Annotated in this window: 21 protein-coding genes; 11 read left to right on the forward strand and 10 right to left on the reverse strand. The window is 61.1% G+C overall.

Translation table 11 applies throughout. From position 1 onward, the window contains the following. Window position 1: 1 nt before the first annotated feature. The 11 genes from ACXYMO_RS08615 to ACXYMO_RS08665 all read left to right on the forward strand — a co-directional run bounded on the left by ACXYMO_RS08615 (window position 2) and on the right by ACXYMO_RS08665 (window position 10,781). Window positions 2–1,384 (forward strand): trypsin-like peptidase domain-containing protein, encoded by a 1,383-nt coding sequence (locus ACXYMO_RS08615; RefSeq protein ID WP_458878287.1) that lies wholly within the window; start codon window positions 2–4, stop codon window positions 1,382–1,384. Between the two features lie 4 nt (window positions 1,385–1,388). Further along, window positions 1,389–2,711: a replication-associated recombination protein A gene (locus ACXYMO_RS08620; RefSeq protein ID WP_458878288.1), complete on the forward strand. Its 1,323-nt coding sequence runs from the start codon at window positions 1,389–1,391 to the stop codon at window positions 2,709–2,711. A gap of 34 nt (window positions 2,712–2,745) precedes the next feature. Next, a complete protein-coding gene (locus tag ACXYMO_RS08625) occupies window positions 2,746–3,279 on the forward strand; it encodes a hypothetical protein (RefSeq protein WP_458878289.1) in 534 nt (177 codons plus the stop codon). A gap of 31 nt (window positions 3,280–3,310) precedes the next feature. Then, on the forward strand, window positions 3,311–3,691 hold the full coding sequence (crcB, locus tag ACXYMO_RS08630) for a fluoride efflux transporter CrcB (protein ID WP_458878290.1): 381 nt from the start codon (window positions 3,311–3,313) through the stop codon (window positions 3,689–3,691). Continuing rightward, a complete protein-coding gene (locus ACXYMO_RS08635) occupies window positions 3,688–4,731 on the forward strand; it encodes an RluA family pseudouridine synthase (RefSeq protein WP_458878291.1) in 1,044 nt (347 codons plus the stop codon). The genes crcB and ACXYMO_RS08635 overlap by 4 nt, the downstream gene beginning before the upstream one ends. Continuing rightward, window positions 4,728–5,414 (forward strand): HAD-IA family hydrolase, encoded by a 687-nt coding sequence (locus tag ACXYMO_RS08640; RefSeq protein ID WP_458878292.1) that lies wholly within the window; start codon window positions 4,728–4,730, stop codon window positions 5,412–5,414. The genes ACXYMO_RS08635 and ACXYMO_RS08640 overlap by 4 nt, the downstream gene beginning before the upstream one ends. Next, the gene (locus ACXYMO_RS08645) at window positions 5,411–6,121 is read left to right on the forward strand and encodes an ATP12 family chaperone protein (protein WP_458878293.1); all 711 of its coding nucleotides are present in this window, start codon (window positions 5,411–5,413) and stop codon (window positions 6,119–6,121) included. Before ACXYMO_RS08640 ends, ACXYMO_RS08645 begins: the two co-directional genes overlap by 4 nt. A gap of 204 nt (window positions 6,122–6,325) precedes the next feature. Further along, window positions 6,326–7,342, forward strand: coding sequence for an amino acid ABC transporter substrate-binding protein (locus ACXYMO_RS08650; protein ID WP_458878294.1), 1,017 nt, complete (start codon window positions 6,326–6,328; stop codon window positions 7,340–7,342). 130 nt (window positions 7,343–7,472) lie between these two features. Next, on the forward strand, window positions 7,473–8,705 hold the full coding sequence (locus ACXYMO_RS08655) for an amino acid ABC transporter permease (RefSeq protein WP_458878295.1): 1,233 nt from the start codon (window positions 7,473–7,475) through the stop codon (window positions 8,703–8,705). A gap of 3 nt (window positions 8,706–8,708) precedes the next feature. Continuing rightward, window positions 8,709–10,004 (forward strand): amino acid ABC transporter permease, encoded by a 1,296-nt coding sequence (locus ACXYMO_RS08660; RefSeq protein WP_458878296.1) that lies wholly within the window; start codon window positions 8,709–8,711, stop codon window positions 10,002–10,004. Between the two features lie 12 nt (window positions 10,005–10,016). Then, complete coding sequence (locus tag ACXYMO_RS08665; RefSeq protein ID WP_458878297.1) at window positions 10,017–10,781, forward strand: amino acid ABC transporter ATP-binding protein; 765 nt, start codon at window positions 10,017–10,019, stop codon at window positions 10,779–10,781. Between the two features lie 46 nt (window positions 10,782–10,827). Here ACXYMO_RS08665 and ACXYMO_RS08670 read toward each other — a convergent pair whose 3' ends face one another. The 10 genes from ACXYMO_RS08670 to ACXYMO_RS08715 all read right to left on the reverse strand — a co-directional run bounded on the left by ACXYMO_RS08670 (window position 10,828) and on the right by ACXYMO_RS08715 (window position 20,067). Beyond that, on the reverse strand, window positions 10,828–11,325 hold the full coding sequence (locus ACXYMO_RS08670; RefSeq protein WP_458878298.1) for a SixA phosphatase family protein: 498 nt from the start codon (window positions 11,323–11,325) through the stop codon (window positions 10,828–10,830). Beyond that, complete coding sequence (locus tag ACXYMO_RS08675) at window positions 11,322–11,960, reverse strand: ferredoxin (protein ID WP_458878299.1); 639 nt, start codon at window positions 11,958–11,960, stop codon at window positions 11,322–11,324. Before ACXYMO_RS08675 ends, ACXYMO_RS08670 begins: the two co-directional genes overlap by 4 nt. Beyond that, entirely contained in the window at window positions 11,957–12,751 is a 795-nt protein-coding gene (locus ACXYMO_RS08680; RefSeq protein ID WP_458878300.1) for a sterol desaturase family protein, read from the reverse strand. The genes ACXYMO_RS08675 and ACXYMO_RS08680 overlap by 4 nt, the downstream gene beginning before the upstream one ends. A 57-nt stretch (window positions 12,752–12,808) precedes the next feature. After that, window positions 12,809–13,672: an acetylglutamate kinase gene (gene argB / locus ACXYMO_RS08685; RefSeq protein WP_458878301.1), complete on the reverse strand. Its 864-nt coding sequence runs from the start codon at window positions 13,670–13,672 to the stop codon at window positions 12,809–12,811. Window positions 13,673–13,731: 59 nt separating this feature from the next. Next, the gene (gene yihA / locus ACXYMO_RS08690) at window positions 13,732–14,382 is read right to left on the reverse strand and encodes a ribosome biogenesis GTP-binding protein YihA/YsxC (protein WP_458878302.1); all 651 of its coding nucleotides are present in this window, start codon (window positions 14,380–14,382) and stop codon (window positions 13,732–13,734) included. After that, on the reverse strand, window positions 14,382–15,125 hold the full coding sequence (locus ACXYMO_RS08695) for an MOSC domain-containing protein (protein ID WP_458878303.1): 744 nt from the start codon (window positions 15,123–15,125) through the stop codon (window positions 14,382–14,384). Before ACXYMO_RS08695 ends, yihA begins: the two co-directional genes overlap by 1 nt. Further along, window positions 15,122–16,939, reverse strand: a complete 1,818-nt coding sequence (gene yidC / locus ACXYMO_RS08700; protein WP_458878304.1) for a membrane protein insertase YidC — start codon at window positions 16,937–16,939, stop codon at window positions 15,122–15,124. Before yidC ends, ACXYMO_RS08695 begins: the two co-directional genes overlap by 4 nt. Before the next feature lie 125 nt (window positions 16,940–17,064). Then, window positions 17,065–18,606 carry a putative bifunctional diguanylate cyclase/phosphodiesterase gene (locus tag ACXYMO_RS08705; protein WP_458878305.1) on the reverse strand — a complete coding sequence of 514 codons (1,542 nt, stop codon included), beginning with the start codon at window positions 18,604–18,606 and terminating at the stop codon, window positions 17,065–17,067. Window positions 18,607–18,675: 69 nt separating this feature from the next. Continuing rightward, window positions 18,676–19,545: a tRNA 2-thiocytidine(32) synthetase TtcA gene (gene ttcA, locus ACXYMO_RS08710; RefSeq protein ID WP_458878306.1), complete on the reverse strand. Its 870-nt coding sequence runs from the start codon at window positions 19,543–19,545 to the stop codon at window positions 18,676–18,678. A gap of 84 nt (window positions 19,546–19,629) precedes the next feature. Beyond that, window positions 19,630–20,067: a DsrE family protein gene (locus ACXYMO_RS08715; RefSeq protein ID WP_458878307.1), complete on the reverse strand. Its 438-nt coding sequence runs from the start codon at window positions 20,065–20,067 to the stop codon at window positions 19,630–19,632. Window positions 20,068–20,115 lie beyond the last annotated feature (48 nt).

Raw genomic sequence — 20,115 nt, forward strand, 5'->3', positions numbered from 1 at the left:
CATGTTCCGCCAGCTTGTGATCGCACTGACTGTTTGTCTGGCTCTGCCTGCCCTCGCCGAAACGCGCGTCCCACAAACACGCGCCGAAATTTCGCTGGGTTTCGCCCCCTTGGTCAAGATGGCAGCACCGGCGGTTGTCAACATTTACGCGCGCCGGGTGGTGGAAACCCAATCCAACCCCTTTGCTGGGGATCCCTTTTTCGAAGATTTTTTTCGCGGCTTCGGTACGCCGCGTAAGCGGGTGCAGAATTCGCTGGGCTCCGGTGTGATTCTGTCTGCGGACGGAATCGTCGTGTCCAATTACCACGTCGTCGGCATGGCCACGGACATTCGCGTGGTCATGGCCGACCGGCGCGAATATTCAGCCAGCGTCATTCTTGCCGATCAGGAAAGCGATCTTGCTATCCTGCGCATGGACGACGCGGAGAACTTGCCGTTTTTGCCGCTGCGCGATTCCGACCGGGTCGAAGTGGGCGAACTGGTGCTGGCAATTGGCAACCCCTTTGGGGTCGGCCAGACCGTCAGCAGCGGCATTGTCTCGGGTCTGGCGCGCTCCGGGGTCGCGACCGGGAACGCGCGGGGGTATTTCGTACAGACCGACGCGCCCATCAACCCGGGCAATTCGGGCGGTGCGTTAATCGACGTGAATGGCAAGCTGATCGGCATCAACACGTCGATTCTCAGCCGATCGGGCGGGTCCAACGGGATTGGGTTTGCGATTCCCAGCAATCTGGTGGCCGAGTTCGTGAAACAGGCCCGCGCGGGAAATGAAATGTTCGAACGGCCCTGGGCCGGCATGGCGGGCCAGCCGGTCGACAGCGATCTGGCGGCCTCGCTGGGGCTGAGCGTTCCCGAAGGGATCGTCATATCAGACCTGCATCCCGATAGCCCCTTTGCGGCAGTCGGGTTCAGTGTGGGCGATGTGATCACCCATGTGGGCAGCGAGCCGGTGAATTCCCCCTCTGAGATGGTATTCCGCATGACGATCACCGGCATTGGTAACACCGCACGGATCACCCGGGTCCATGACGACGAGGAAAGCATTGTCGACGTTGCCATGATCGCCGCGCCCGATGACCCGCCCGCAGAGGAAATCACGCTGGATCAGACCACGGCGCTGCCCGGTCTCAGGGTGGCGCGGGCAAACCCGGCCATCATCGCGCGATATGGTCTGCCGCTGCGTCTGCGCGGTGTTCTGGTGACCGACGCCGGATCATTGGGCGCGCGCGCCGGTCTGCAACCGCTTGACGAAATCGTCGCGATCAACGGGCGCGTTATGGAACGTACCGGCGATGTGCGCGATGCGCTGACCAATCCGGGCCGCCGGGTGCGGATCGAACTGATCCGCAAGGGGCGCCGGATCGCCCTGCAGTTTCGGATGTGACCGGATGGCGGACCTGTTTGATACCGCAGAACCGGCCGAACCCGCCCGCAACAGGCCATTGGCCGACCGGCTGCGGCCTGCCTCGCTGGATCAGGTCATCGGGCAGGGCCATGTTCTGGGTCCAGACGCGCCATTGGGGGCGATGCTGGCCTCGGGCAGCCTGAGCAGTTTGATCCTTTGGGGGCCGCCGGGCGTGGGCAAGACCACGATCGCACGTCTTCTCGCGGATGAAAGCGATCTGCATTTCGTGCAGATCAGCGCGATTTTTACCGGTGTTCCGGACCTCAAAAAGGTATTCGAGGCGGCGCGGATGCGCCGGCAGAACGGGCAGGGCACGCTGTTGTTCGTCGATGAAATCCACCGGTTCAACAAGGCGCAACAGGATGGGTTCCTGCCGCATATGGAGGACGGGACGATCCTGTTGGTCGGGGCGACCACGGAAAACCCGTCTTTCGAACTGAACGCCGCGCTGCTGAGCCGGGCACAGGTTCTGGTGCTGGAGCGGTTATCGCTGACCGATCTGGAACTGTTGACCCAACGCGCTGAAAAGGAGTTGGGCCGTGCCCTGCCGCTGACCGGGGCGGCGCGCGATGTGCTGCATGAAATGGCGGACGGCGACGGGCGCGCGTTGTTGAACCTGATCGAACAGGTGAGCGCCTGGAAAACCGACAAACCGCTGGATACCGATGCGCTGGCCACGCGTCTGATGCGCCGGGCCACGAAATACGACAAATCGGGCGAAGAGCATTACAACCTGATCTCGGCCCTGCACAAATCAGTGCGCGGATCCGATCCGGACGCGGCCCTTTACTGGCTGGCACGGATGCTAAAAGGCGGCGAAGACCCGCGTTACCTCGCGCGCCGCATCACCCGCATGGCTGTCGAAGACATCGGGTTGGCCGATCCGCAGGCGCAGACCCTGTGCCTGCATGCCTGGGAAACCTATGAGCGCCTGGGCAGCCCTGAGGGCGAACTGGCGCTGGCACAGGCGGTTGTCCACCTGGCGCTCGCGCCGAAATCGAATGCCGCCTATGTCGCCTACAAACAAGCGATGGCGCTGGCCACGCAAACCGGCAGCGCCCCGCCGCCCAAACATATCCTGAATGCGCCGACCTCGATGATGAAGGAACAGGGATATGGCGCCGGCTATGCCTATGATCACGATGCAGAGGACGGGTTTTCCGGGCAGAATTATTTCCCTGACGATGTGAAGCGCCCGGTCCTTTATGCCCCGGTCGAACGCGGGGCGGAGCGCGAATTGAAGAAGCGGCTCGATTGGTTCGCCAACCTGCGGGAAAAACGGGCGCGCGACGGGTCAGCGTCGTAGATGCGCGCCGGTGTCAGCAACAGCGGGGGGGCGGATGCGGATTCCTGACTTTCGCGGCGATTGTCACAACTGTCTGGGCCTGTGCTGCATGGCCTTTGCTTTTGATGCGTCCGACATGTTCGCCTATGACAAGCCCGCCGGTCAGCCCTGCCGCCATCTGACGGGCGACTATGGCTGTGCCATCCATGATCAGCGTGTGGCCAAAGGCTTCGCCGGGTGCCTGAGATACGATTGTCTGGGGGCGGGACAACGCATTTCCCAAACCGTATTCGCCGGAAAATCCTGGCGCGACTCAAAAGAGACGAACCGCCAGATCATCGACGCCTTTCGCGCCCTGCGCCAGGTGCATCGCCTGCTTGAACTTGTGCTGGCGGCGGGCAAGCTGCCCCTTGATGCGGCGCAGCGCGCTGAGCATGAGGTTCTGCTGTCGGCCCTTATGCCCGAAGCGGACTGGACTGCGGCCACTCTCGCCTTGTTCGAGGACGGGCCAATCCCTGCGCGGGTCCATCGGTTTCTGGCCGGGCTGAGCGCCTTGGTCGGCAATGCCGCGGCAGGCGGCTCGGCTTGACATCACGGACAGCGCGCGCGACAGACAGCGTATGATTTCAACTCTGTCTCTCGTGGCGCTTGGCGGCGCAATCGGTGCATCGATGCGCTATCTGACCGGTGTCGGTGTGATGCGGCTTTTCGGGCCGCAGGAATTCCCGATCGCGATCATTACGGTGAATGTGCTTGGCTCGTTCCTGATGGGGGTCTTTGTGGTGGCGGCGGCCCATCGCGGTCTGACCCATCTGAGCCCTCTCATCATGACCGGCATTCTTGGCGGGTTCACGACGTTTTCCTCGTTTTCGCTCGAAACCATGACCCTGTTTGAACGCGGCGACACAACGCAGGCGGCCATTTATGTCGTGATCTCGGTCGGTGTCTCGGTTGCGGCCCTTGCCTTGGGTATGATCGTCACTCGCGGTGTGTTCGCATGAGCGGCGTTCAAATCCTGACCGTGGCAGAGGATGACGGTGATCAGCGGATCGACCGCTGGCTGCGCCGCATGTACCCGCACATCAGCCAGGGCCGCGTCGAAAAGATGTGCCGCAAGGGCGAAATTCGCGTCGATGGCGGCCGCGTCAAGGCATCGACCCGGATCGAAGCCGGGCAGCAGGTGCGCATCCCGCCTTTGCCCGACAGTGACGCAAAACCGGCCCCTATCCGCACCCGCGTGTCCGAGGCGGATGCCAAGATGATCCGGTCCTGCGTGATCTACCGCGACGATCACCTGTTGGCGCTGAACAAACCCCCCGGCCTTGCCGTGCAGGGCGGCAGCGGCCAGACCCGCCATGTCGATGGACTGGCCGAGGCGCTGTGTTTCGATCTCGATGAAAAACCGCGGCTGGTGCACCGGCTGGACAAGGATACATCGGGCGTTCTGCTGCTGGCGCGCACCCGCGCGGTGGCCGCCGCGCTGACCGCCAATTTCCGCCACCGAGAAACCCGCAAGATTTACTGGGCCGTCGTCGCCGGTGTGCCCCACCCAAAGGCGGGCACGATCAAGACGGGTCTGGTCAAGGCCCCCGGCCACGGCGCGGGCGGCGAGGGTGAAAAGATGCTGAACGTGCACCCGCGCGACATCGACGACACGCCCGGGGCAAAACGCGCGGTGACGGAATATGTCGTGATCGAAGCGGCCGCCAAACGTGCCGCCTGGGTCGCGCTCAACCCCATCACCGGGCGGACACACCAGTTGCGCGCGCATATGGCCGAACTTGGTCACCCGATCGTGGGCGATGGCAAATACGGTGGCTCGTCCCAGGATAATCTGGGCGATGGCTGGGGCGCGCATCTGGGCGGGGATATTTCCCGCAAGCTGCACCTGCATGCCCGGTCGCTCACGGTCGAACATCCGGTCACCCGCGCGCGTCTGCACCTGACCGCGCCGCTTCCCGAGCATATGAAACACACCTGGGACACGTTCCAGTGGGACACATCGGATGTGCCCGAGGATCCGTTTGCCGAGGAAGAATGACCACCCCTTTGCGTCTGATCCTGTTTGATGTGGATGGCACGCTGGTTGACAGCCAGGGCGCCATTGTTGCCGCGATGACCGATGCTTTCGGGGCGCTGGGCCTGACGGTGCCGGCACGTGCGGCGATCCTGTCGATTGTCGGTCTGTCGCTGGACCATGCGATGTTGCGGCTGGCGCCGGATCAGCCCGAACCGCGCCGCGCGCAACTGGTGCAGGCCTATAAGGATGCCTATCAGGCCCGCCGTTTGGCCGAAGGCGCGGCCGCAGGGTCGCCCTTGTTTCCCGGGGCCTTGGCGCTTCTGGAACATCTGAACGGGTTTGATGATCTGGTCATGGGTGTTGCAACGGGCAAATCGCGCCGTGGTCTGGATGCCCTGATCGAAGGGCACGATCTGGCCCGATTCTTTGTCACGCGCCAGGTGGCGGACGATCACCCGTCCAAACCGCACCCGTCGATGATCTTGACGGCCATGGCCGAAACCGGCTGTGACGCCAGTGATACGGCCATGATCGGGGATACGACATTTGACATGGAAATGGCCCGTGCGGCGGGCGTTCATGGCATCGGGGTGGAGTGGGGGTATCACTCGCGGGATGCACTGGCGCCCCATGCACACTATATGACCGATGACTTTGGCGCGATTCGTCCCGTGCTTGATGAAATCTGGAAGGTGTCTGAATGAGCGAATGGAAACAGCGTCGGTTCTGGAAAGAGGTAGCTGTAAATCCGACAGAGGACGGGTTTGGCGTGCAACTGGACGGGCGGCAGGTGAAGACACCGGCCAAGGCCGTTCTGGCTCTGCCGACGCACGAGATGGCCCAAGCCGTGGCGCAGGAATGGGACGCACAGCAGGGCACAGTCAATCCGCTGACGATGCCGTTCACCCGCTCGGCCAATGCGGCGATCGACAAGGTGCGCCACCAGCACGGCGAAGTGGCCGACATGTTGGCGGCCTATGGCGACAGCGACCTGTTGTGCTATCGCGCTGAAATGCCTGCGGAACTGGTGCAGCGTCAGGCCGATCAATGGAACCCGGCGCTGGACTGGGCCAAAACCGAACTGGATGTGGTGCTGAACGTTCATGCCGGGGTCATCCACCGGGCCCAGCCGGCGGACGCGTTGCAGCGGCTTTCGGACCGCGTGCACAAAATGACGGCATTCGAACTGGCCGCCTTTCACGATTTGGTGAGCCTTTCGGGATCGCTCATCCTTGGCCTTGCCGCCACCCGTGACTGGCGGGACATCGAGACACTGTGGGTGATGTCGCGACTGGACGAGTTATGGCAGGAAGAACAGTGGGGCCCCGACGACGAGGCCCGCGCACAGGCGGAGCTGAAGCGTCAGGCCTTTATGCACGCCAAGCGGTTCTTTGATCTGGCACAAGCGTAAAACCCGTAATAATTCCCTGCCTTGACCTTAAGTCATGCACGGTTTTGCCCGTTGAATTATTTGATCAAACCCTTGACGTTTGTTGAGGAATCCGCCCAAACTTGGGCCTACTGAAGGGGGCTCCCCTTTTTCGGTATTCGTCCGGCATTCTGAATGTCGGTATAGTCGCCCGTAACGAGGCGGAAAAATCAGGAAGAGGTAAAAATGAAAACATCCGTATTTTTTGGCGCGCTCACAGTCGCCGGTCTGGCTGCTGGTGCAGCAGCGGCTGGTACGCTGGACGACGTCAAGGCACGTGGCAAGCTGAACTGCGGCGTGACAACCGGCCTGGTCGGCTTTGCCGCGCCCGACGCCAACGGCGAATGGGACGGTTTTGACGTTGCCGTGTGCCGCGCCGTTGCCGCCGCCGTTCTGGGCGATGCATCCGCGGTTGAATTCGTGCCGACGACCGGTAAAACCCGTTTCACCGCTCTGGCTTCGGGCGAAATCGACATGCTGGCCCGTAACACCACTTGGACCTTCAGCCGCGACGTCGACCTGAAGTTCACCTTTGTTGGCGTGAACTACTACGACGGTCAGGGCTTCATGGTTCCCAAGGACCTGGGCGTTTCGTCGGCCAAGGATCTGGACGGCGCGACCGTCTGCATCCAGACCGGCACCACGACCGAGCTGAACCTGGCGGATTTCTTCCGCTCGAACAACATCAGCTATGAGCCGGTTCCGATCGAAACCAACGCCGAAGCGCAGCAGCAGTACCTGGCTGGCGCATGCGACGTTTTCACCACGGACGCTTCGGGTCTGGCGGCGACACGTGCCACCTTTGAAAATCCTGCAGATCACGTTCTGCTGCCCGAAATCATCTCGAAAGAGCCGCTCGGCCCGCTGGTCCGTCACGGCGACAACGAATGGGGTGACGTGGTTCGCTGGACTCTGAACGCTCTGATCGCTGCAGAAGAGCTGGGCATTTCGTCGGCAAACATCGCCGAGCTGGCCGGTGGCACCAACAACCCTGAAATCAACCGTATCCTGGGAACCGAAGGTACCCTGGGCGAGATGCTGGGTCTGGATTCCGAATGGGCCAAGCGCGCCATCATGGCGAGCGGCAACTATGGCGAAATCTTCGCCAAGAACATCGGTGAAACCACTCCGATCGGTCTGGCACGCGGACTGAACGCACAGTGGACCGAAGGTGGGCTGCTCTACTCGCCGCCCTTCCGCTAAAATACCTACGGAAGAGGGCGCAGGATCATCCTGCGCCCTTTTTCCAATCTCATAATAGATTTCGATCTTCGGGGAGCCGGGAAAAACCTGGCCGGAAGATAAGATCGGAAAGCCAACAGGGACGTCTCACATGACGACACTTACTGATCCACCGATGGAGCGGTTCCGGCTGTCTATGCTGTTGAACGATACTCGTTATCGGTCTTTGACATTCCAGGCGATCGCCGCGCTGCTTCTGGCCCTCTCCATCGTATATCTGGGCAACAATCTGATTCAGAACCTGCGCGCTGCGGGCCTGAACATCTCGTACGAATTTCTCAGGAACGAGTCTGGTTATGACATCAACCAGGTTCTGGTTGACTACGACAGCCAGTCGACCCACGCGCGCGCCGCGCTGGTGGGCATTCTGAACACCCTTTTGGTTGCGTTTCTGGCCTGTATCACGGCAACGATTTTCGGCGTCATTGCAGGGGTGCTGCGCCTTTCCAATAACTGGCTCGTGTCCAAACTCATGGCGTTTTACGTCGAAATTTTCCGGAACATCCCTGTTCTGATCTGGATCATCATCATCTTCACGATCATGACAGCCGTTCTTCCCGGCCCACGGGCCTTTCGGGGAGAGAACCCGGATTCGACCATGCTTCTGGACATGTTCGCCTTCACAAATCGCGGCGTCTATGTTCCCGGCCCGCAATTCACCACCCCGCTATTCGCCGCAACGGCGCTGAACTGGCTGCTGGTGCTGGCCGTTCTTGCGGGATCGTTCTTTGGCGTGCGGGCTGTCTTGTCCTGGGCTACGGCCAAACAGGAAGCTACGGGCGAGCGCCCGACCACTTGGTACCTGACGCTTGGCATCTGGCTGGTGCCGGTGGCAATCTTGATGGTCATCCTGGGCCTGACATGGGAAGTGCCGGCACTCAAAGGCTTCAACTTTACAGGTGGTATCAAGATCGGCGGTCCGCTGATCGCTCTTTGGTTCGCACTGTCGATCTATACCGGTGCGTTCATTGCTGAAAACGTTCGTGCCGGTATCCAGGCTGTCAGCAAGGGCCAGACCGAGGCGGCGGCGGCATTGGGGTTGCGCCCGGGGCGGATCATGAACCTTGTGGTTTTGCCGCAGGCATTGCGCGTCATCATTCCGCCGCTGATCTCGCAATACCTGAACATCACCAAGAACTCGTCTCTGGCCATTGCGGTGGGCTATGCCGACATCACCGCAACGCTGGGTGGCATCACGCTGAACCAGACCGGTCGTGCAATCGAATGCGTCCTGCTGCTGATGCTGTTCTACCTGACAATCTCGCTGCTGATCTCGATGTTCATGAACGTCTACAACAGCTCGATCAAGCTGAAGGAGCGGTGATCCATGTCTGATACACACGCACACACCGTTTCCTTTGTTCGCGAAAGCCAGATTCCGCCGTCCCCGCCTCCTGTTTCGGAAACGGGTGTGGTCAAATGGATGCGCGAAAACCTGTTTGCAACCTGGGCCAATGCCCTGTTGTCGATTGCGTCGTTTTACGTGATCTACCTGGTGCTATGGAACACGTTGCCTTGGATCTTGGGCGGTGTATGGACCACCTCCAGCCTGGCTGAATGCCGCGACGTGCTGGAGGGCCAGGCGGCGGCCTGTTTCTCTGTTCTGACGGAGCGGTGGAATCAGTTGTTGTTCGGGTTCAAATACCCGGTCGATCAATACTGGCGCCCGATGTTGGCCTTGATCCTGCTGGCGGTTGCTGTGGCTCCGGTCTTGTTCTTTGACCTGCCGCGCAAACTGCTGGCGTTCACTGCGGTTTACCCCTTCATCGCCTTTTGGCTGATCTGGGGCGGCTCCATCCTGACACCGATCGTCGCGTTTCTGGGTATCGCGGCCGGTGCCGTCGTGTTCCAGAAATACGTCAAGAACAGCTTTGCCGCCGGGTTCTTTGGCGCCATCGCCGCCGCCGCAGTTGTTTGGTGGATTGGTGGTTTCCTGATCCCCGAGGATCAGACGAACGCGATGCTGGTGCCTGTGCCATCACGGGATCTGGGCGGTTTCATGCTGAACATGATGCTGGGCGTGACCTGTGTGTCGCTGTCGATCCCGCTGGGCATCGCCCTGGCGTTGGGCCGGCAATCGGACATGCCATTGATCAAGTGGGTCTGCGTGATCTTTATCGAGTTCATTCGCGGTGTGCCACTGATCACGCTGCTGTTCGTGGCCTCGGTCATGTTGTCGTATTTCTTCCCACCGGAATCCACTGTCGATCTGTTCCTGCGCGTGGTGATCATGATCACGATGTTCTCGGCTGCCTATATCGCCGAGGTGATACGGGGTGGTTTGGCCGCTCTGCCCAAAGGGCAGTACGAGGCGGGGGATTCTCTGGGGCTGGATTATCCGCAGGCAATGCGCCTTATCATCCTGCCGCAGGCGTTGAAAATCTCGATCCCCGGCATCGTGAACGTGGCCGTCGGCCTGTTCAAGGATACAACGCTGGTTTCGGTCATTTCGATGTTCGATCTGGTTGGCATGATCCGTGGGCCGATCCTCGCCTCGACCGAGTGGAACGGCGTCTACTGGGAGCTTCTCGGCTTTGCCGCCCTCCTGTTCTTCGTCGTCTGTTACGGCATTTCGCAATACTCGCAGTGGTTGGAGCGTCGTCTCGCCACCGATCACCACTAAGGAGGCCTTGTCATGGCTGAAACACAAATGCAGGTCAGCGACGAGGTCGCGATCACCATCGAGAACATGAACAAGTGGTACGGGTCCTTTCACGTGCTGCGCGACATCGACCTGACGGTTTATCAGGGGGAGCGGATCGTGATCTGTGGCCCGTCCGGGTCCGGCAAGTCGACGTTGATCCGCTGCATCAACGCGCTGGAAGAACACCAGAAGGGGTCGATCACCGTCGATGGAACACTGCTGTCGTCGGACCTGAAAAACATCGACAAGGTCCGGTCCGAGGTTGGCATGTGCTTTCAGCACTTCAACCTGTTCCCGCATCTGACCATCCTGGAAAATTGCACGCTGGCCCCGATCTGGGTGCGCAAGACGCCCAAGAAAGAGGCGGAAGAAACGGCGATGCACTTCCTTGAAAAGGTGAAAATTCCGGATCAGGCGAACAAATACCCAGGTCAGCTTTCCGGTGGTCAGCAGCAGCGTGTGGCCATCGCCCGGTCGCTGTGCATGCGTCCGCGCATCATGCTGTTTGACGAACCCACATCGGCGCTTGACCCCGAGATGATCAAGGAAGTGCTCGACACCATGATCGAACTGGCCGAAGAGGGCATGACCATGCTCTGCGTGACCCACGAAATGGGCTTTGCCCGTCAGGTGGCCAACCGCGTGATCTTTATGGACGAAGGCCAGATCGTCGAGCAGAACGAACCCGAAGAGTTCTTCAACAACCCGCAGAACCCGCGGACACAACTGTTCCTGAGCCAGATTCTGGGCCACTGATCCCGGGCAAATCTGTCAGAGCGGCCGGGTCTTGTGCCCGGTCGTTTTACGTTTCGCTCAGATCGCGCGGGATCACGAAATCAACCGCCGTGCCAGTGCCGAACTCAACAGCCGACCAGTCGTCGATGTCGAAACTGGCAACCAGCGTCGCGCCGGTGGGATAATCGAAAAAGCGGGCATGGTCCGGCGCTGCCGTGACCAGCCTTTCCGCGCATTCTGCGATGCCGGGATTATGACCGACCAACAAAACTGTATCGCCGTCGGTGGCTTTCAAGGCCGCCAGTATTCTGGTGGGGCCCGCGTGATACAGAGCCTCATCGACTTCCGGCTCAAGGGTCAGCTGCAACCGCTCAAAGGTTTCACAGGTGCGCCGGGCCGAGGACACCAGCGCCCGGTTCGGTTCATACCCCTTTACGCGCAGCCAGTCGCCCAGGGCATGGGCCGACGCACGCCCGCGCGCGTTCAGCGGGCGGTCATGGTCGGATTGGGCGGGATCGTCCCAGCTGGATTTTGCGTGGCGCATCAGGATCAGGGTTTTGCTCATGAGGGATGAAACTCTTTCATGTGGTGGGCGGATTGGGCGGGCCGGCGCTCGGCCCCCGCGCTGACCGGGCAGGCCCGGCGCGCCGCGCATCCCATGGTCATGCAGGCCTGACCGGCCCGGCTGTCCAGAAAGCCGTGACAGGCGTCCAGATCATAGGGGTGCTCGGCGGTCAGGGCGGCCACGGGACAGGCGGTGGTGCAGGGGCGCTCTGGGCAGGCGTCACAGGGGTTTTGGGCCGCTGGGGCAGGGTAGGCGACAGGACCGGAGAACTGCAGCGCCCCACGATAAGAGATCATCAGCCCCACGGTCTCATGCACCAGCATACCCACCGGGCTTTTGAACGCTCGGCCCGATTGTTCGGCCCAGCGGATGAACGGCGCGTAGGGCGGACCGCCAAAGGGAAAGACCGGCGCGGCCCTGAACCGCTCTGCCAAGTCTCCGATCACGCGCGTCGACCAGCGGTCAATCGGGTCAGGCGCGCCGTCAGATGCCTCGGACGAGGTGGAATACACCGGCCAGAACGCAGCGCCCGCGCCCAGCAGGATCAGCGTGCCATCGCCGGGGTCCGGGTCCAGCGCGCCCATCACGATCAACCCGTGGTTCGCCGCCGCGTCGCTGATCGCGTCATATGTCATTTGCGGGCAAACGGCAGCTTCAGCGCCCAGCGCAGGCGGCTGGGGCGGTCGTCCTGCCATCGCAATCCGATGGTCATGTCATCATGTCCTTCGCGTGGCTGCGGCAGGTAGGTGCCCATCAGCCGGTCCCAGATCGACAGGGCAAAGCCATAGTTGCTGTCATGCTCGTCCCGATGCACCGAATGATGCACCCGGTGCATATCGGGCGTAACGATGACACGCCGCAAAACCCGGTCAAGATGTCTGGGCAGGCGCAGGTTGGAATGGCTGAACATCGCGGTTCCGTTCAGGATGATTTCGAACAGGATAACCGCCAAGGCCGCTGGCCCCAAGACATAGACCAGCCCGACCTTCAAAAACATCGACAGGCCGATTTCGACCGGGTGAAACCGGATTGCGGTGGTAACATCCATATCCCGATCCGCGTGATGCACCCGGTGCAGCCGCCACAACACTGGCACCTTGTGGGTGATCAGATGTTGCGCCCAGATGGCGAAATCGAGGATCAGAACACTTACCGTGACCTCCACCCATCCCGGCCAGTCCAGCACGTTGAACAGGCCCCAGCCGCGCGCCTGAGCATCCAGCGCCGCCCCGACAGCCAGCAGCGGCAGCACAAAGGCCATCAGGCGCAATGTCACCACGTTCAGCAGGCTCATGCCCCAGTTGGTCAGCCAGCGCCGGGCTTTTGGCTGCGCCAGCGGACGGCGTGGCAGGAGCGCTTCGGCCAGGGCCAGCAAACAGAACAGCCCCAGAAAAACCGCCAGACGGATCGTTGCCTCATTTTCCATACATTCCAATTTGTATATGTATTTTCAGAAGGCAAGGCATGCTGCGTCACATTGGCGTCAGTCCGCCCGGATCATCGACCCCGCGCCATGTTCGGTAAACAGCTCCAGCAGGCAGGCATTGGGCGCCCGCCCGTCCAGAATGACCGCCGCGCGCACGCCGCCCTCGACCGCGTCCATCGCGGTTTCGGTTTTCGGGATCATGCCGCCCGCGATCACGCCTTCGGCCGTCAACTTGCGGATTTGCGCCGCGGTCAGTTCAGTCACGACATCGCCCGTCGCGTTCTTGACGCCGGACACGTCGGTCAACAGCAACAGACGGTCCGCTTTGAGCGCCTTGGCATAGGCGCCGGCAGCCGTATCGCCATTGACGTTGAAGGTCTCGCCATCGCGGCCCGCGCCTATCGGGGCGATGACCGGGATCATTTCCTTTTCGAACAGTTCCTGCAAAAGACGCGGGTCCATTTTCGACGGAGTTCCCACGAATCCCAGTGCCGGATCGGTCTGTTCACAGATCATCAGGTTGGCATCCTTGCCCGACAGGCCAACGGCGCGGCCACCCTGACGCTGGATCGCCTGGACAATACGTTTGTTGACCAGCCCTGAAAGGACCATCTCGACCACCTCGACGGTGGCCTTGTCCGTCACGCGTTTGCCGTTCACGAAGTCGGACTTGATATCCAGCTTGTCCAGCAACGCGTTGATCTGCGGCCCGCCGCCATGAACGATCACCGGGTTCACGCCCACCTGGCGCAGCAGAACGACGTCGCGCGCGAATTCATCCATCGCCTCGTCGCTGCCCATGGCATGCCCGCCCAGCTTGATCACGATGATTGCCTCGTCGTAACGCTGCAAGTAAGGCAGGGCGTTCGACAGCGTTTCGGCGGTCGCAATCCAATCACGGTTCATATCTTGTTTCTTCATCTCAGCCATCCGTTTGGACCTGAGTTGTCACGGAAATCACCGCCCGCGCAAGGGGCGCGTTATTCCAACGTGGCAATGATGCTGCGCAGCGTTGCAATCCCGTCGCCCTTTTCGGACGAGGTGACGACGATTTCGGGATAGGCCGCCGGGTGCCGGGACAGGGCCTCGCGCACCTGTTTCAGGATCTTTTCGCGTTCCTTGTCCTTGACCTTGTCCGCCTTGGTCATCACGCATTGAAACGTCACCGCCGAGGTGTCGAGCAGTTTCATGATCTCTTCGTCCACCGGTTTGACCCCATGGCGCATGTCGATCAGCACAAAGGCCCGGCGCAATGTCTGGCGTCCCGACAGGTACTGTTTCAACAGGCGCTGCCATTTTTCCACCACGGGCAGAGGCGCATTTGCATAGCCATAGCCCGGAAGGTCGACGAGGTAGAGATCCGGCCCCTGCGTGAAATAGTTGATCTCCTGCGTGCGTCCCGGCGTGTTGGAGGCGCGCGCCAGGGCCTTGGTTCCGGTCAGGGCGTTGATCAGCGTTGATTTACCCACGTTCGAGCGACCCGCAAAACACACCTCCATCCGGTCTGCCGGGGGCAGGCCCGACATGGCCACCACGCCTTTGACAAACTCGGACTGTCCGGCAAACAGCTTGCGACCCAATTCGGCCGTGTGTTCGTCTGGCTCATCCGCCAGCGGGAAGTGCATTTGCATCAAATCACCTGAACCTTGTCGCCAACTTTGATCGCTCCGGCGCGGACCACCTCGGCGCGCACGCTGAAATCCTGATGTCCCCAGTGCCCAAGCGCGCCCAGCGTGTCGGCATCACGCTCGCCGGTATCGGGGTTGGCCGTGGTGGCCAGGCACCGGTCTGTGCGCTCGCGTACCCGTAGCACCGCCTGACCGACCTGAACCTCGCGGTCGATCCAGTCGAATTCTTCCCACAGGGGCAGGTCATCGAACCAGATATTGCCGCGCCAGCGATGGATCGACAGGGGGTTGGCGATGCGCTGTTCGACCGCGCGGTGGGACGCCATGTTACACAATGTGACGGACGGGAAATCGCTGTCGGTCATGCCGCGTCCGGGTACACGGATGATCCGGGCCGATGCGGCGCGGTTCTCGGGCATCAGCGGCGCAACCCAGTCCAGAAACCCGGCAACGTCTCCGTCGGGGGCAAAGGTGAACGCGGGCCGGTTCGGGTGGTTCAGCGTGACCGTATCCGCGGCCTCGTCAAGCGTGGCGGTGATCGCCATCAACCCGGGGGCCTTGGACACCCGGCTGAAATTGGCACAGGGCACCCATTCGCTTCCGTCCGCTTTGGACGCCTCATGCGCCACGGCCCAAACACGATCGCCGGGCATGGTCTGCCCGGCGATAAGGTCGATGCAGTCCAGTTCCTCGCGGCCATGACTTTTGATCGGATGGCGCCAGAGACTGGTAACAGTTCCCGTCATTTTGAATCCGCTTTCGGCTTTTTCGAAAAGCTGGATTTGATATTGCCGAACACGTCCGGCTTATATCCCTGGCTGCGCATGATCAGGTACTGCTGGGTAAAGGTGATCGTGTTGTTCGCGATCCAATACACCACCAGCCCGCTGGCAAAGCTGCCCAGCATGAACATGAAAATCCAGGGCATCCAGGCAAAGATCATCTGCTGTGTCGGGTCGGTGGGCGCCGGATTCAGTTTTTGTTGGAGCCACATCGAGATACCCAGCAACAGGGGCAGAATGCCGATGAAGATGGTCGCCATCAGGCTGCCCGGCTCGGGGCCGCTGAACGGCAGCGCGCCAAACAGGTTCATGATCGACGTTGGATCCGGGGCGGACAGGTCCTGGAACGGGCCGAACCAGGACGCATGACGCAGTTCGATGGTGACGAAGATCACCTTGTAGAGCGAGAAAAAGATCGGGATCTGCATCAGGATCGGCAGACAGCCGGCGGCCGGGTTCACCTTTTCTTTCTTGTAGAGTTCCATCATCCCCTGCTGAAGCTTTTGACGGTCTTCGCCCGCTGCTTCCTTCAGCTTTTCCATCTGCGGCTGCAGTTCCTTCATCTTAGCCATCGAGACGTAGGATTTATACGCCAGCGGGAACAGGAACGCCTTGATGATGAGGGTCAGACCGATGATCGACCAGCCCATGTTGCCGATCAGCTGGTTGATGTTGTGCAGCAGCCAGAAAATCGGCTTGGTCAGGAAAAAGAACCAGCCCCAGTCGATACTGTCGAGAAAGCCCAGAATGCCGTTTTTTTCGTATTCCCGGATGGTTTCCCATTCCTTGGCCCCGGCAAACAGCTGGGTCGTCGCGGTGACCGTGGCCCCATCTGCAACCGTCTGCGTCGGCAAAACGGCCTCGGTCTGATAGATGTCGCGCCGCTCATCGTATTTGGCGACGGATTTGAACGCGCTGCCCGGGGACGGGATCAGGGTCGACATCCAGAAATGGTCGGTAAAGCCGATCCAGCCATCGTCGGCCACCTGCACGACGTCGGCCCGCGCGCCTTCGCCGGGGTCGACCGCATAATCAGGCATATCGTCGTAATCGGTTTCCTGCAATTCGCCGTCGGACATGCGCACGACGCCTTCGTGCAGAATGAAGAAGTTCTTGAGATCCTGCGGCTCACCGTGGCGGGCGAGGATACCATAGGGCGCAAGGCTGGCTGACCTGCCGGACGCGTTTTCGACCGATTGGGTTACGGTGAACAGATAATCCTCATCCACGGCGATGGTCCGGCGAAAGGTCATCCCGGTCTGGTTCTTCCAGATCAGTGTCACCGGGCTGTCGACGCTCAGGGTCTCACCGCTTTCGACCGCCCATTCGGTTTTGGGGCCTGGAACATCGTCCAGAGTCAGACCTGCTCCGGGGGCCCATCCGTAGAGGGCGTAATAGGCGTTGGGCGATCCGACCGGCGAGAGGAGTTTGACGATCTCGGAGTCCGGTTCCCGCGTGACCCGATAATCATTCAGCGACAGATCGTCGATGCGTCCCCCCAGCAGCGAAATCGACCCCGACAGGCGCGCGGTTTCAATGGCCACGCGCGGGGCCTGTGCGACGGTTTCTTCGGGCGTTTCGATCTGCGGCGCCCCGGTGGCTGGGGCGGTTGCAACCGAGGGTGCCGTGGGCACGGTGCCGTCGGTGGTGACCTGCTGTGTCGGTGCGGTCAGCGTGTCGGTTTCCGGTTCCGGGGGCGGGAACAAGACGAACCAGCCCAGAATCACCAGAAAGCTGAGTACTGTTGCAAGAATGAGGTTCTTGTTTTGATCGTCCATCGGGGACCGCCACCTTGTGCTTGGAATGACAGGGTGGGTTCAACAGAGTGCGGCCCCAAAGGTCAAGCACAATCGGGGGAAATCCCGGTGCGACATGGGGGCGAAACCGCTTGTGCCGCCATAAATCAGCCGACGTCGCGCCCGATCCGGGGGGCTTCGGTCAATTTGGCCTGATGGGCCGTGATCCAGTCGAGGGTTTGGTCAAACGGCATGGGCCGTCCGATTCCAAAGCCCTGAACATGGTCGCAGCCCAGTTGCGCCAGCAGTGCGTGTTCGCCCACGGTTTCCACACCTTCGGCCAGCGTTTCCAGTTCCAGGCGCTCGGCCATGGTCAGGATCGCGCCGATCAGCCGTTGTTGTTCGGGGTCCTGATCGGCCTTCATCACGAATGACCGGTCGATCTTGATCCGCGAAATCGCAAAGCGCCGAATTGACGCGATCGAAGCGTGACCGGTGCCGAAATCGTCCAGATCGATCCGGCACCCTAATTCGCCCAGCCCGCGGATATTGCGGGTGACTGCATCGTCGGGGCAATCGGTGACCACGGTTTCCAGGATTTCGACGGTCAGGCGATCCGGGCTCAGGTCGAACCGGTCCAGTTCCCATTTGATCTTGTCCACCAGCCCGGGATTGCGCAGCTCGTCACTCGCGAAATTCACTCCGATCCGGGGCACCTGAACGCCCGCACTGTCCCATGCCTTGAGCGCGGTCAGCGCGTGGTACAGCATCACCTGTCCCAGCCGCTCCATCAGCCCGGCCTCTTCCATGGCGGGCAGGAACTGTCCCGGCGGGATTAAACCATGTACCGGGTGCGTCCAGCGCGCCAGCGCCTCGAAACCGGTCACCTTGCCAGTGTCGGTGGAAATCTGCGGCTGGTACCAGGGTTGAATCTGACCGTTTTCCAGCGCCGCAGCCGCGTCGTCGCGCAGATCGTGCCGGGCCTTTGCCTTGCGGTGCAGTTCGGCAGAATAGGCACGGATCGACGAAGGGCCATTCTGCTGCGCGTCCAGCAGTGCGGTGACGGCCGCCTCCATCCAGTCCTGACTGGTCTTGCCCGGTGCGCGGCTGCGCAGGCAGAACCCGACCGAACAGGACATATAGACCGTAATGCCATCCACGGACACCGGTTCTTCTATGGCGCCCTGCATTCGCCCGGCCAGTTGAATGCACAGCTCTAGATCGAATTGGCGGACTGGGGTCAGGCAGATGGCAAACCGGCTGTCCCCGATCCGCGCGACCGTATCGCCCTGCCGCAGAACCGACAGGATCTGCTCCCGCGCGCGTTGAACGACCGTATCGGCGGCGGTCTGCCCGTGCCGGTCGATCAGATCCTTGTAATCGTCCAGTTCCAGAACCAGACATCCCGACCGCAACCCCGAATTGCGGGTTTCGTGAAAGACCTGTTCAACGGCAATTTCAAACCCTTCCCGCAGCAACAGGCCGGTAACACTGTCGCGTGGGATGGTCGCGGCGGCAGGCCGTTGTGAAAACAGTCCCGACACCGCCAGCACAATCGGCAGGCCCAGCGCGGTGACGACCAGCGCATCCTCGCCCGCAATCCAGAAAGCGGCCAGTGACACCGCCGGCAAAAAGGCCAGCAGCGCGGGGCCAGACAGAACTGGAGCCACCCAGTTTCGGAAACGGGCCAGCGGACCGGGTTTCTGCATGGCAAGACCTTTCTCAAGCGTTCGCATTGCGCGTTGATGCGACGCTAGAGCGACGGTCTGACCAGTCAGTTAACGCAGGGTCGGAATCTCGCTTGGATTGTCATTATTTTCGCACGCGACCCGTTCAAGTCCTGCAAAATCGAACAATTTTGGGTCCAACAGGTGCGACGGTCGCGCATTCATCAGCGCGCGGAACATCACCTGGCGGCGTCCGGGGCTGTTGACCTCCCACTGGTCGAGGATCTGTTTGACCTGCTGGCGTTGCAGCCCATCCTGGCTGCCACACAGATCGCAAGGGATGATGGGATAGGTCATCGCGCGGGCGAATTTTTCGCAATCTTCCTCGGCCACATGGGCCAGCGGGCGGTAAACGAACAGATCACCCTCTTCGTTGACCAGTTTCGGCGGCATCGTCGCCAAACGCCCGCCATGGAAGAGGTTCATGAAAAAGGTTTCCAGGATGTCATCGCGGTGATGGCCCAGCACGACGGCCGAACATCCCTCTTCGCGGGCGATCCTGTACAGGTTCCCACGCCGCAATCGCGAACACAGCGCGCAGAATGTCCGCCCTTGGGGCACCTTGTCGACAACGATGGAATAGGTGTCTTGATACTCGATCCGGTGTGGCACGCCCATCTTTTCAAGGAATTCCGGCAAGACCGTCGCCGGGAACCCCGGCTGACCCTGATCCAGGTTGCAAGCCAGAATATCGACCGGCAGCAAACCGCGCCACTGCAATTCATGCAGGACCGCCAACAGGGTATAGCTGTCCTTTCCGCCCGACAGACACACCAGCCAGCGGGCGCCGCGTTCGATCATGCCGTATTGTTCGATGGCCTCGCGCGTGTGCCGGACAATCCGCTTGCGCAGCTTCTTGAACTCGGTCGTTGCGGGGGCACCGGCAAACAGCGGGTGAATATCGTCTTTGTCGTCCAACATGGCCCCGCTTTAGTGCCTTTGCGCCACCCGGGCAAGGCATCTGGCACGCGCTGCCGCAGCGGCGCGCGCCTGGTTCAGGCGCCCTCAGGGGCGCACGTAGGCATACCCGTCTTCCTGCAACTCGATCAGGCGCACGACGCCCGATGGAACGACCTTGGCCTCGTCCATCAGCGGTACGTCCTTGCCGGCCTTTTCGCTCATCTTGCGGTGGGTATTGCCGCAGGCCGAAAAGGACAGGTTGTCCAGTTCCAGCGACATGGCCGAGATGCGATCGGCAACCGGGCTTTTGCCGGGGATGTACATGTTCAGACCGGGGCCATAGGCGACGACTTCGATGACGACGCTGTCGCCTTGGGATTTGTAATATGCATCCACGTTGGCGGCATTATTAAGCGCCATGTTCATCACCTTGGGGTCGTTTTCATCCACATGGATGGCAACGTGATGGGTCATCCCCTCGGCCAGCGCGGCAAGGGGCGCAAGGCATAGGGCCGCCGCCAGAGTCAGCTTCTTGATGGTCATGGTTTCCTCCCGGAATTATTATATTCGGATATGATTGTGTGAATCCGC

Source organism: Arenibacterium sp. CAU 1754 (genome assembly GCF_054482635.1).

Excerpts from the sequence above, each read along its gene's own strand:
- ACXYMO_RS08705 (WP_458878305.1), bottom strand. The coding sequence starts at position 18,606 with ATGCAGAAACCCGGTCCGCTGGCCCGTTTCCGAAACTGGGTGGCTCCA.
- ACXYMO_RS08650 (WP_458878294.1), top strand. The coding sequence starts at position 6,326 with ATGAAAACATCCGTATTTTTTGGCGCGCTCACAGTCGCCGGTCTGGCT.
- ACXYMO_RS08635 (WP_458878291.1), top strand. The coding sequence starts at position 3,688 with ATGAGCGGCGTTCAAATCCTGACCGTGGCAGAGGATGACGGTGATCAG.
- argB (WP_458878301.1), bottom strand. The coding sequence starts at position 13,672 with ATGAAGAAACAAGATATGAACCGTGATTGGATTGCGACCGCCGAAACG.
- ACXYMO_RS08625 (WP_458878289.1), top strand. The coding sequence starts at position 2,746 with ATGCGGATTCCTGACTTTCGCGGCGATTGTCACAACTGTCTGGGCCTG.
- ttcA (WP_458878306.1), bottom strand. The coding sequence starts at position 19,545 with ATGTTGGACGACAAAGACGATATTCACCCGCTGTTTGCCGGTGCCCCC.
- yidC (WP_458878304.1), bottom strand. The coding sequence starts at position 16,939 with ATGGACGATCAAAACAAGAACCTCATTCTTGCAACAGTACTCAGCTTT.
- ACXYMO_RS08640 (WP_458878292.1), top strand. The coding sequence starts at position 4,728 with ATGACCACCCCTTTGCGTCTGATCCTGTTTGATGTGGATGGCACGCTG.
- ACXYMO_RS08660 (WP_458878296.1), top strand. The coding sequence starts at position 8,709 with ATGTCTGATACACACGCACACACCGTTTCCTTTGTTCGCGAAAGCCAG.
- ACXYMO_RS08620 (WP_458878288.1), top strand. The coding sequence starts at position 1,389 with ATGGCGGACCTGTTTGATACCGCAGAACCGGCCGAACCCGCCCGCAAC.
- ACXYMO_RS08680 (WP_458878300.1), bottom strand. The coding sequence starts at position 12,751 with ATGGAAAATGAGGCAACGATCCGTCTGGCGGTTTTTCTGGGGCTGTTC.
- ACXYMO_RS08715 (WP_458878307.1), bottom strand. The coding sequence starts at position 20,067 with ATGACCATCAAGAAGCTGACTCTGGCGGCGGCCCTATGCCTTGCGCCC.
- crcB (WP_458878290.1), top strand. The coding sequence starts at position 3,311 with ATGATTTCAACTCTGTCTCTCGTGGCGCTTGGCGGCGCAATCGGTGCA.
- yihA (WP_458878302.1), bottom strand. The coding sequence starts at position 14,382 with ATGCAAATGCACTTCCCGCTGGCGGATGAGCCAGACGAACACACGGCC.
- ACXYMO_RS08645 (WP_458878293.1), top strand. The coding sequence starts at position 5,411 with ATGAGCGAATGGAAACAGCGTCGGTTCTGGAAAGAGGTAGCTGTAAAT.
- ACXYMO_RS08695 (WP_458878303.1), bottom strand. The coding sequence starts at position 15,125 with ATGACGGGAACTGTTACCAGTCTCTGGCGCCATCCGATCAAAAGTCAT.
- ACXYMO_RS08675 (WP_458878299.1), bottom strand. The coding sequence starts at position 11,960 with ATGACATATGACGCGATCAGCGACGCGGCGGCGAACCACGGGTTGATC.
- ACXYMO_RS08670 (WP_458878298.1), bottom strand. The coding sequence starts at position 11,325 with ATGAGCAAAACCCTGATCCTGATGCGCCACGCAAAATCCAGCTGGGAC.
- ACXYMO_RS08655 (WP_458878295.1), top strand. The coding sequence starts at position 7,473 with ATGACGACACTTACTGATCCACCGATGGAGCGGTTCCGGCTGTCTATG.
- ACXYMO_RS08665 (WP_458878297.1), top strand. The coding sequence starts at position 10,017 with ATGGCTGAAACACAAATGCAGGTCAGCGACGAGGTCGCGATCACCATC.
- ACXYMO_RS08615 (WP_458878287.1), top strand. The coding sequence starts at position 2 with ATGTTCCGCCAGCTTGTGATCGCACTGACTGTTTGTCTGGCTCTGCCT.